This is a genomic window from Methanospirillum sp. (assembly GCF_035406105.1).
Lineage (GTDB): Archaea > Halobacteriota > Methanomicrobia > Methanomicrobiales > Methanospirillaceae > Methanospirillum.
Map to the genome: position 1 here is coordinate 1 of NZ_DAONKG010000080.1, position 9937 is coordinate 9937.

A 9937-nucleotide genomic window follows, 5' to 3' on the forward strand; every position below is an offset into this window, starting at 1 on the left:
AGGCTGGTTCTATCACTCTTTTTTCATTTGACGAGGATGAAGGACTTTCAGAGCATACTGCCCCTTATGATGCGGTCGTAACCATCCTTGACGGAGAATGTGAGGTCTGGGTTGATGGTGTCACGTCACCCATGAAAGCAGGGGAGACGATTATTTTTCCGGCACACATCCCCCATGCATTAAGTGCGATTACGAGGTTTAAAATGATGCTGACCATGATCAGGGAGAACTCAGATGAGTGACGAAAAGGACGGTGTTTATTGCAGGGTGTGTGGCGGAATCGTCCCGGGATCGATTGATATCAAACAGATACTGGTTGATGGAAAGGCAACTGGTATCAATCAGCTTGAATATATTATTGAAGAGGTGAAAAACCTCGGGTTGGCTGGTGATGCTGATATAAAAGTCGAATTATTGAAACGGGCAAAGGTTCTCAATTATATTCCGACGAAAAAAGAAGATGCATATGCAGAAGGTCTGCTGGAGGCATTTAAGCAGGGGTAACGTACGGATATAACCCGGATGATACAGATATCTCACATCGTACTGATTTTTTCGGCCTCCTGTAAGTCGCGTGTGAATGGAATCTGTCTCCAGATGACATCAATGCAATCATACGTGCGTTGCAGTTATCCTCTACTCAGCCCGAAGTGCTTCTATCGGATCCATCTGGGCTCCCCGCCACGCCGGATACAGGCCGGATAGGATACAGATGATAAGGCCTACTGCCATTGCATACGGAAGATGGATAAGACTACCATATGTGAAGAAATACTTTGTATTTCCTATCATGATGTGGATGAAGAAATACCCCATAATCAGGCTGAGAATCATGCCAAGAGTGGCGCCAAGTATCCCAATAAGGGTTGCCTCATAGACAAACATCCGTAAAATCTCCCGTTTCTGGGTCCCAATACTCCGCAGGATCCCAATCTCGCGAATCCGTTCGGTGACAGACATCATCATGATATTGAATATGGAAACCGCAGCAACCAGGAGTGATATACTCGCAATGAGGGTTGCAAAACTGGTTATCGTCGTAACGGATGATGAGATCATGGAGACCATCCGGCTACTGTCCTGCACCCGCACCGTCTCTTCCCTTCGGTTCATTTGCGAATCAATATCATCCGTCACAGTATCAGCATCATTTATGTCATTCAGGACGACATTCACCTGATTATACTCATCTTTTGCCCCAAAGGAGGATTCATACATGGTTTTTGTCATGATGACGGCATTATCAGTATTCACATCCATGGACATGCCCCGTGATTCGACGATGCCGGATACTTTCACGCCGCTTCCTCCGACGGTAAACCTGCTGCCTACCTTAAGGTCATTATCTTCTGCAAACTGTGCCCCGATGAGCACGGAATTATCACTACTTGGATATCCACCGGATGTCAGATTATTGAGAATAGTCTTCATAACACTAACCTCAAGGCCATACACTTGCGTATTCCATTCATCCTTCCCCTTTTTCACTTTCGCCCGTATCGAATGGACACCATAGACATATCCATATTTACTTGCAATCTTTACGATTTGCTTATACTGACTTTTAGTCAGGTTATCAGTTCCTGAAGACATCCCCGGAGGTCCTCCGCCGCCTCCTTTGCCTGAGTATGGACTTACAATCAGTTTATCTGCCATGGCAGAGAGAGACTCAGTTACCGATGCGGTCATATTAGACCCAAGCATACCCATACAGGCAATGGAGATAATTCCGATAGTAATCCCGATAGCAGCGAGGATTGACCGAAGAAGATTGATTTTGACATTCCTGACTGCCATTGCAACGATGATGTCATGTGTCATGACCCATCCTCCGCTATTCGTCCGTCACGGATGGTGATGATCCGATCAGCCTGTGCTGCAATCGCGGGATCATGAGTAACAATGATAAGCGTTTTTCCCTTTTTATTCAATCTTTTAAGGATACTCATGACAAGAATGCCTGTTTTGGAGTCCAGATTTCCGGTCGGTTCATCACACAGGAGTATTTTTGGATTATTCACGAGGGCACGGGCGATTGCGACACGCTGTTGTTGTCCGCCGGATAATTCATTTGGTTTATGTCTGGCAAGATCTTCATGAATCCCGACAAGAGAAAGAAGTTTTGAGACACGCCCGGTTGTGTCTTTTTTGCGATATTTCAGCGTGTATGGATACTCAACATTTTCATATGCCGACAACAGGGGAAGAAGATTGAACTTTTGAAAGATGAATCCGATGGTCATAAGCCGGAGTCTGGTCAATTCATAGTCGTTCATCCGGGTAATACTCTTCCCGCCGATAAAAATATCACCGGATGTCGGCACATCCAGACAACCAAGCTGATTTAGAAGGGTTGATTTTCCTGATCCTGAGGGACCGATGATAGCGACAAACTCCCCATTTTGTATGGAGAGCGAGACGTTATCTAACGCCACAACATCTCCGGAAAGAAGGGGATATATCTTGGTGATCTGGTCAAGACGGATCACTTCATCTGCCATTCTGTCACCAGCTACTTAAATCTGAACCGAATCTTTCTGCCATTGGTCATTCTCTTCCAGATCCTCCAGATGATCACGATACCAAGCAGGATACCTATACCATACAGGATCTCCATAACCGGCAGACTGCTCATACCTGATCCCATGCCAGAGAGGGGATTCATGGGATTTGTCCTTCCAGAGGGACCTGATTTTCCTGACTGTCCTGATGGCTCTCCAGACGGGAATCCGGATGGCGGGTTTCCATTACCCGGAAAGCTGCCGGTTGCACTATTCAGAATCGAACCAGACCCGCCATTTACCTCCTGTGTATCGATGGAAATATTCTTTGAGAACTGGTTGCCGGATGAGTCTTTATACAGAATGACGAGTGGGATGGTCCTCATATTCTGAGGGACCGTGATCTCAAAACTTGCAAAGTCTCCTGATGAAATCGTTCCGATAACATACTTCTGATTCGGGTTTCCTGACTCATCTGCTGCACTTTCAAGAGCAACAACAACACCATATGCATCAGATAGCCCTGCATTTGAGACATCTCCGGCTATTGTGTTTCCCCTGGTTCCGGAGGTGATCTCGATATTATTGATCAGAGGATCTGCTGCGAGTTTATCGGTTCCAAGTGGTATGTGGATGGAGTACGCGGTCTCATGGGTATTCATCCCACAGGTATAACTGATATGAAAGGTAAGATCGGTCTCCTGTGAAGGGGTTACCTCAAAGAGAATTGCCTTCTCTGAATGGGGAGGAAGATCACCAATAAAAGCAGATGTCCGGTTGCATTGTATTCCTTCTCCTGACGGGAGTATAGTAATACCAGTCATATTCACACTTTTTGCATTCCCTACAAGGAGGGTAAGTCTCGTGGTCACTCCTTTGGTAAATACCTGGGGAATACCGGACACTGATACTGCAAGCTGTGGTTCTTCAACCCGGACAGGAACATTGTACCGGAGACTTCCTGCATCCTTGTAATTGATATAGAACGCAGGATAGTAGATATTTTCCGGCTGGTTTGCAAGAATAGTGAACGTAAATTTTGTCTTTGTCCCGGAACCGATGACCCGACTGCTCTTATAGACATCGCTGTTGAGGACAACGATATCCTTTGAGACCAGCTGGGCATCGGAGATTGCCACGTTTGACTGGCCGGTATTTTCTACGGTAAATGTGATAAGCCCCACATCACCTGTCATGAGAACGGATGGTTCGATAGTAACATCAGTGACGGTTACTCTACCGGCTGCCTCAATGGTCTCGTTTGTTGCAGCCCCAAGGACCGGGTGCATGCATATGATGATACAACAGAGCAGTGTAGCCCACAGCAGAAGGTGAGGGAGAGAGGATATCTTTGTATCTCCGCATTTATGAATTAAATTCGGTTTTTTTTGTCTTTTATGCATAATGAACCTCATGAAACGGTATGGTTGAAAAATACTCCCATTATTTCTGTATTGCATCATGAAAGGAAGTATCGGCATAGTGGCGGATTGCGGTATCCAGGATATTTCAAAACCAAAATCCGCAAGTCTGATACCGCTGCGGATAGAATCTTATGGATTCGTTCTGATTTTTCCAAAAAGAGTGATGATCCGAAGAGGTTCATCATCTTACTGTGGTGGTTTTTCACCGGGGTTTTTCGGGGCAGGGCGCTCATCAGGATTATTCTTCCAGAATTCATCCAGAAGCATCTGGGCTTTTGTGTTGTTTCCACCGGTAAGTGCCGCCTCTATCTGCGATACATCCTTCCCCTTCTCTTTGAGTTCCTGGATTATGGTTTTGAGTTGATCTCCGCTCATCTCCGGCCGCTTTGGTTTTGCTTCCGGATGGGCTGCAAAGAACTCATCAAGGAGCTTTCTGGCAGTATCATCATCTTTACTGTCAATTGCGGCCTTGATTTTCGAAACATCATAGCCCTGCTCACTCAGGTTCTGTACCAGATGATCAAAACCACCATCCGGGGGTCCGTTTGGGGGCGTCTGTGGTTTATCATCCGCAAGAACCGTGCAGATCGGAATACTCATCACCATTGCGATGAGCAGTGCCATACGGATATGTGATCGGAATATCATGTTCAGTCTCCTGATTCAGATCATCTATCCTGATGACCTGTGCTTCGTTGCATATCAGTCATTGAAAAAAAGAGAGATAAATAACTCGAAACCAGTCGGTACAATATCCAACCATCTGGTTCAGAATTTATTATTTCTCAATACCTGCACCATGCTATTATCAGGTACTGTACATATGATATGGAATATGATACCAGGAGTGATATTTAGGAGAATCTTCCTTTGTGCATTGATATCATCTTGTTTCTTTTTAATCTTCTGCACAGGATTTGCCGATAAGAATACCGATGATCGAGACGGGGCGATAACATTTCATCTGACAGATATTGGAAATGATGAGATACTCAAGGTTTCTCTGATGAAAGAAGGAGAATCGTCAAAGAATGGCATGGTCAGGCAGGAACAGGCGATTACATTTCTTCAGGAACGAAATGATATCATCTGGTCCCCGTGCAATGGAAATTCCTGTATGTTCTTCTCATCATCAACTGCCGGTGGAAAGACCGGACGGGATCAACTCATCCTTACCATAACCATGAGAAACAGATCGGTTGATGTGAGCTCCTGTCATGGTGATAGTACCTGTGAACGACTAAAAGGGGCAATCTATACAAAAAGCGGGATGATTGATGGGATATTGTATACCGGAAGAACATATACTGTTTCAGTGGGAAGCCTGAGGGCAGGAATTGGCGAATCGTTTACAATTTCTGAAATCATCCCATAAATTCTTTTGATTTCATTTCAGACAGGAGATGAAGTACCGTCTCAAACTCATCCATCGTCTGATACCGATCGTCTGGATCAACCTGCAGAGATTTCGCAATAATTTCATCAAATGGCTTTAGTTCTGGTTTTACCAGTGAGGGGAGAACATACTCATTCTTCTGAATCCTCGTGTATAATTCACCAAGATTTGCTGTTCCATACGGCGGAGTGCCACAAATCAGTTCATACAGAAGGATACCAAGCTGGTAGATATCCGTTCTTTGATCACCATATCCGTATTTTTCAGGGGCAAGTTGTTCAGGACTGGCATAATACAGGGAGAAACTCGTATTTCTCGTATCATCATTCCGATCAATAAGCCGTGAAAGACCCCAGTCGGTAAGTTTTATCGTTCCATCATCTGAAATGAGTACATTTCCCGGTTTAATATCCCGATGGATGACTCCCTTTTCATGTGCATACCTGAGGGCAGAGCTGATCTGGCTGATGATTGAAAGAGCACGGGACGGTGATACAGGAAGTGTGATATCTTTGAGTGATCGGGAGATATATTCGAGTTCCACATACGGAACAGGAAAGATATTCTGATCCGTAATACGTGCAATGTGTGGATGGGAGAGATCACGCCAGACGGCCATCTCGTTTAAGAATGTCTTTCCACTTGTTTCATCGGCAGAAAACGGAATTTTGAGCGCAACTACCGCACCGTCGGAATATCTGTATGCACGATACACAATCGCCATACCGCCACTTCCGATGACAGATATGTCATGATATTTCACGGTTAATTTTTCAGGGAAAGAAGGAGGGAGCTCTTCTGATATCAGAGGAAGTGACCTGGTAATCGTCAGATCAGGACTGCCGACTGGGGCAGGATTTTCCCTTTTATGAATAAAATGTGTGGTAATAAGTGAAAAGGCTGCACCCGGCGTTATAATCGTCAAAGCGGTTACAATATTGATCTGAAGAGCAAAAGCAAGCGGAATACGGATGGAAAGAATGAGAATAATCGCGATGACGGAGAAGAGTATATGGGCCTGATGCAAAGGAACGAGGGGGCGGATTCGCATCAGTGATATTGCCTGAATTATTGATGACAGTGCGAGATATAGCAGGATTCCAAAGGTGGCATACATGGTATGAACAAAGGGATCCATGGCCCCCTCTCCAGAACGGATACCATATAATACTCCGATATATATCGCGATAAGGAGTGTGCTGATGATATGGCATGCGGTCATCAAATATCTTGCTCTATTTGCGCAGATATACATATATTGCGTTCCGATCACCATTCCGGCGATGATCATGACCATCAGTATGACAAGACTGACTCCGATTGATAGTACGGGTACCTGCCACCCTTGAAGAGGAAGGATCTTCGGGCCTGGTTCAGGCTCAGGAATTCCTCTGCCATTGGAAAATTCTGGATCAGGATACTGCCACCTTTCGGGATAGGGGGTCATATTTCTATCAGATCCTGCTAAATCACGATATTCTTGGGTATTAACATCGGACTTTTCCTCTGCCTGGACTGGTACGAACGAAGTGGTCAGTCCGATTGCAAGAAGGAGACAGAGGAGGATGAATCTGTTTGTCATTGGTATTTTGGTCAATGAGATTATTCTGTAATGAATAGGAACCTGGCTGACATATTCCCGGTTCCCAGGATGATGATATCTCCGTCCCTAATCTGTTTTCTGCAGTGTGGTGAGAGTGGTTCGGTATTAATAAACGTCCCTGATGTGCTCCCGCAGTCTTCGATCTCCCAAATATCTTTTTGATAGAGTCGTGCATGAGGTCTGCTGATGCGGGAGACTGATTTATATTCCTGCGGAAGCATCACGATGCTGCTCTCCATCTTTGCAAAACTGAGATCTGTCGGATCGACCCTGCCAAGCGGTATCTTCTCCCCCTTGAGGGGGTATATCTTCCCTTCCTGCGGCCCTGACGTAAGATACAGACAGGGCGAAGTCACTTTAAACCGGGTGCTGATGTCTTTTCTGATGGTGCTGAGCTGACGTGCGAGATCTGCATGTGTAATTGTCAGGGGTACTTTTGAGAACATGGAAAGGTTTGTGATGATCTGTTCCATTCCGCCGGGTGCAAGTGAATATTTCCATACCGGATGGATTCCGGTCATGGTTTCAGAGCTCATACCGGCCTCTTTGCGGACAAGTCCTGCAAGAAGAAGCTTATCGATATGTTTCCTGATATTCTCATAACTGGTCCTGGTGATAGTGGCAATCTCTTTCAGCTCCATTGGCCGGGTCTCAAGAGAGGAGAGGATCTGCAGCCGGACAGGATTTGCAAGGGCATTGAGGTATTCTGACATCTCAACGAGATACTCAGGGTCTCGTCTGCCCTGAATGGTATTGTCTGTCATTATCAGGTACTATGGTGTTTGCGTATTGGAAGATAATGTCTTTTCTGTAGCATGGTGTTCGAAATTTCCACAAACAAAGATAATTTTCAGTGTACAGCATGAATCCTTATGGAGAGAGCTGAAGGGATCATTTGAACCATGTATTAAAAATTTTTAATGCGTAAGAATAGTTAATATTAATATCTCGAAAGGTAAACATTGTTATGCAGTGGGCATTCATACCGGGCAGGTGTCTCAATACCGTTACAACCGATCCATGCATGCACAGAGCATCGCCTTGAGAGAGCCGCATATCTGTTATCACTCGTACCAATCCTGGCACCTCCCCTTTTCCATTGCACCTGAATGAGTCGTTTGAGGTTTTTGGGCTGAGTGGCTGGTGAAGAAATATCATCCCATGGAGAGAGATTTAGAACTTTTTTAAATTACCTCAACATTTATTATATGACTACATATTGCGTGACATTCTTCTGCACGAGCAGTCCAAAAGGACAAAAAAAGGGTATCAGGATTATCTTATCCAGGACTACCTGAAATTCTTCGCACCGCAGAGAGCAGGATTTCAGGATCATATGGTTTTACGACATAACCATTCGCACCAGATCTCATTGCAAGATCAATGACCGTTCCCTGACCGGCAGATGTGCATAAAATGATCCGGGCATTTGGATTCTCATTCCGGATAGCGTGCAGCACATCAATCCCATTCATCCCGGGAAGGATGAGATCAATAATCACCAGATCAGGAGAGATCTCACAGTATTTTTCAATCCCTGATTCTCCATCTGGTGCTATGCCGGTAACCTGGTACCCTGAACCGGTGAGGATATCCCTCGCCCTCTCGAGGTCTTCTTTTGTATCTTCAATAATGAGTATGCCGGACATATATATCAGGAGTTATGCGACAACGCCAAACCTATATTCTGCTGAATTGTACCGGGTTGCTGAACATGTAATGCCCGTCCGTCTTTAGACCATAATTTTTTACTTAATGAAACATAAATTTAATTTTAGTATTTCCTGATAGGATTGGCATCAGAGATATAAACACATATTTAAAAAGAATATATCATAATTCTTTTGACTGCATAAAACGAAATATTATGGAAGAGATTATTCACTGAATAAATAATATAAAATTTAATTTTTTATTACATGAGAAGAGAAAAAGAATGAGTTTTAATCATGGAATAGTCATGGAAGGGGTACAAAGCATACAGGGAGAGAATTTTTCTCCCATCATAGCTTCCGAGTACCAGATTCCTGACTCTCCGGTATTCATATCCATTGTTCAGACAGGACCTTTCTTTTACGAATACCACATCAAGGAGCCGGAACTGAACCAGGAAGGGTGGAATATCGTACGTTCCTTACGATTCCATTTTTCAAAGATATTTCAGGATAAAAGAAGGAGTCATTTTTTCATTAAGGATTTTTCCCGACAGTTCGAAATTGAAACAGAAAAACTCTTTCCCTCATTAAAGCCGGATACAATACGAATATGTAAATATTACATATATCGGGATGCCCGTGGATTTGGTACGATTCAACCACTTGTTGATGATCCTTTTGTTCGTTCCATTAATATTCGCGGTCCGGACGACGTGGTGAGTATTACTCACAGCACATTTGAGAATATTAGAACATTCCTGCGTCTTTCGGAGAATGATATCCGGATACTTGTGAAAAAATTACAGAACCGATCAATCGTTCCTGTATCAAATCCCATACCACAGGAGATAGAACTTCGCAATGGTATGAAGGTTTATTTTTCTGGACAGAGAGCGGGTACGTCTCCCCTTATTTTTTCGATTGAAAAACCATTACCAGATGATCGGGATATTTCTGGTGATAATATCATTTTTTCATACTCTCTCTATCATGAGATGATAAAGGTTCGTATCATTGGATCACTTCCGAACCGTTTTTCTTATTACATCTCAATGATTCCTTTGTCTATACAGGAGAGATCAGTAATTGAGGCGGCACTGACATATATCAAAAAGAAGAGCGGGTTGCAAACCTTTCATGAAGGCGCTTTCAGGATTTCAGAAAAAGAATTCACGGGATTTGTATGTAAGATAGGAGTTACGCAGTTAACTTTTATTATAGAAAGATCTATATATATTGACAACACCAATAATATACGTGCCTGTAACGATCAAACCTTCAGATGTTGATTATATCAATTACCTAATCGCTGCTCGCTGTGACGTTTCGTGTGTAAAAGCAGCTGATTGTTATTCAAC

11 protein-coding genes and 1 pseudogene are annotated in these 9937 nt (G+C 43.9%); 5 read left to right on the forward strand and 7 right to left on the reverse strand.

Annotated features, from left to right (window positions below):
- On the forward strand, nucleotides 1–242 hold a 242-nt coding region (locus tag PLA23_RS06290), incomplete at its 5' end, for a cupin domain-containing protein (RefSeq protein ID WP_324474477.1).
- Nucleotides 235–504, forward strand: a complete 270-nt coding sequence (locus PLA23_RS06295) for an NAC family transcription factor (protein ID WP_324474479.1) — start codon at nucleotides 235–237, stop codon at nucleotides 502–504. The genes PLA23_RS06290 and PLA23_RS06295, both read left to right, overlap by 8 nt.
- Before the next feature lie 132 nt (nucleotides 505–636).
- On the opposite strand, the gene PLA23_RS06300 is transcribed toward PLA23_RS06295, so the two are convergent.
- The 4 genes from PLA23_RS06300 to PLA23_RS06315 form a co-directional block, all read right to left on the reverse strand.
- A complete protein-coding gene (locus tag PLA23_RS06300; protein WP_324331928.1) occupies nucleotides 637–1821 on the reverse strand; it encodes an ABC transporter permease in 1185 nt (394 codons plus the stop codon).
- Entirely contained in the window at nucleotides 1818–2501 is a 684-nt protein-coding gene (locus PLA23_RS06305; protein ID WP_324331929.1) for an ABC transporter ATP-binding protein, read from the reverse strand. The genes PLA23_RS06300 and PLA23_RS06305 overlap by 4 nt, the downstream gene beginning before the upstream one ends.
- Before the next feature lie 11 nt (nucleotides 2502–2512).
- Complete coding sequence (locus PLA23_RS06310; RefSeq protein WP_324474481.1) at nucleotides 2513–3790, reverse strand: COG1361 family protein; 1278 nt, start codon at nucleotides 3788–3790, stop codon at nucleotides 2513–2515.
- A 321-nt stretch (nucleotides 3791–4111) separates the two neighbouring features.
- Nucleotides 4112–4573 (reverse strand): hypothetical protein, encoded by a 462-nt coding sequence (locus tag PLA23_RS06315; RefSeq protein WP_324331000.1) that lies wholly within the window; start codon nucleotides 4571–4573, stop codon nucleotides 4112–4114.
- Nucleotides 4574–4802: 229 nt separating this feature from the next.
- Between PLA23_RS06315 and PLA23_RS06320 the strand changes: the two genes are divergently transcribed.
- Nucleotides 4803–5300 (forward strand): hypothetical protein, encoded by a 498-nt coding sequence (locus PLA23_RS06320; protein ID WP_324474484.1) that lies wholly within the window; start codon nucleotides 4803–4805, stop codon nucleotides 5298–5300.
- Here PLA23_RS06320 and PLA23_RS06325 read toward each other — a convergent pair.
- The 3 genes from PLA23_RS06325 to PLA23_RS06335 form a co-directional block, all read right to left on the reverse strand.
- The gene (locus tag PLA23_RS06325; protein ID WP_324474486.1) at nucleotides 5290–6918 is read right to left on the reverse strand and encodes a serine/threonine protein kinase; all 1629 of its coding nucleotides are present in this window, start codon (nucleotides 6916–6918) and stop codon (nucleotides 5290–5292) included. The two genes, PLA23_RS06320 and PLA23_RS06325, sit on opposite strands and share 11 nt — an antisense overlap.
- Before the next feature lie 5 nt (nucleotides 6919–6923).
- A complete protein-coding gene (locus PLA23_RS06330; protein WP_324331006.1) occupies nucleotides 6924–7688 on the reverse strand; it encodes an FHA domain-containing protein in 765 nt (254 codons plus the stop codon).
- Nucleotides 7689–8204: 516 nt separating this feature from the next.
- Nucleotides 8205–8573 carry a response regulator gene (locus PLA23_RS06335; RefSeq protein ID WP_324331008.1) on the reverse strand — a complete coding sequence of 123 codons (369 nt, stop codon included), beginning with the start codon at nucleotides 8571–8573 and terminating at the stop codon, nucleotides 8205–8207.
- Nucleotides 8574–8860: 287 nt separating this feature from the next.
- Between PLA23_RS06335 and PLA23_RS06340 the strand changes: the two genes are divergently transcribed.
- Both PLA23_RS06340 and PLA23_RS06345 read left to right on the forward strand, forming a co-directional pair.
- Nucleotides 8861–9868 (forward strand): hypothetical protein, encoded by a 1008-nt coding sequence (locus PLA23_RS06340; RefSeq protein ID WP_324331010.1) that lies wholly within the window; start codon nucleotides 8861–8863, stop codon nucleotides 9866–9868.
- Nucleotides 9837–9937: pseudogene (locus PLA23_RS06345) on the forward strand (IS701 family transposase); the annotation flags it as partial. The gene PLA23_RS06340 and the pseudogene PLA23_RS06345, both read left to right, overlap by 32 nt.

What these genes read in the sequence shown, in the direction of transcription:
- PLA23_RS06295 (WP_324474479.1), top strand. Translation starts at nt 235, where the DNA reads ATGAGTGACGAAAAGGACGGTGTTTATTGCAGGGTGTGTGGCGGAATC.
- PLA23_RS06300 (WP_324331928.1), bottom strand. Translation starts at nt 1,821, where the DNA reads ATGACACATGACATCATCGTTGCAATGGCAGTCAGGAATGTCAAAATC.
- PLA23_RS06305 (WP_324331929.1), bottom strand. Translation starts at nt 2,501, where the DNA reads ATGGCAGATGAAGTGATCCGTCTTGACCAGATCACCAAGATATATCCC.
- PLA23_RS06310 (WP_324474481.1), bottom strand. Translation starts at nt 3,790, where the DNA reads ATGCACCCGGTCCTTGGGGCTGCAACAAACGAGACCATTGAGGCAGCC.
- PLA23_RS06315 (WP_324331000.1), bottom strand. Translation starts at nt 4,573, where the DNA reads ATGATATTCCGATCACATATCCGTATGGCACTGCTCATCGCAATGGTG.
- PLA23_RS06330 (WP_324331006.1), bottom strand. Translation starts at nt 7,688, where the DNA reads ATGACAGACAATACCATTCAGGGCAGACGAGACCCTGAGTATCTCGTT.
- PLA23_RS06335 (WP_324331008.1), bottom strand. Translation starts at nt 8,573, where the DNA reads ATGTCCGGCATACTCATTATTGAAGATACAAAAGAAGACCTCGAGAGG.
- PLA23_RS06340 (WP_324331010.1), top strand. Translation starts at nt 8,861, where the DNA reads ATGAGTTTTAATCATGGAATAGTCATGGAAGGGGTACAAAGCATACAG.